The organism is Pseudoalteromonas sp. SR44-5, from assembly GCF_014163675.1.
GTDB lineage: Bacteria > Pseudomonadota > Gammaproteobacteria > Enterobacterales > Alteromonadaceae > Pseudoalteromonas > Pseudoalteromonas rhizosphaerae.
Genome location: NZ_JACJDT010000219.1, coordinates 1 through 300, shown reverse-complemented (window position 1 = coordinate 300; position 300 = coordinate 1). Strand labels below are relative to the sequence as shown.

Here is a 300-nt window from a genome sequence, read left to right as displayed (position 1 = left end):
ACTAGAACGCGCGAGTAAACGTATTATCGAACGTCACCAATCACAAGATAGCCTGAGCGAAGAGTTGATAACACAGGATTTAAAGCAAAAAGAAAAGCTGGATAAAAGTGCAGATAAAATCACGGAGTTCTTAGCGACCCACGAGGAAAAAACGGGCAGCAAAGGCAAGCCCATTAAAAGTAATATTACCGACCCTGATAGCGCGAAAATGACCACGTCAAAAGGTACAATCCAAGGCTACAACGGGATAGCGATAAATGACGATAAACATCAAGTTATACTGCAAGCACAGGCATGGGG

The 300-nt window shown here is 43.3% G+C and carries 1 pseudogene; it reads left to right on the top strand.

The features are described from left to right. A pseudogene (locus H5154_RS24355) lies at window positions 1-300 on the top strand (transposase); the annotation flags it as partial.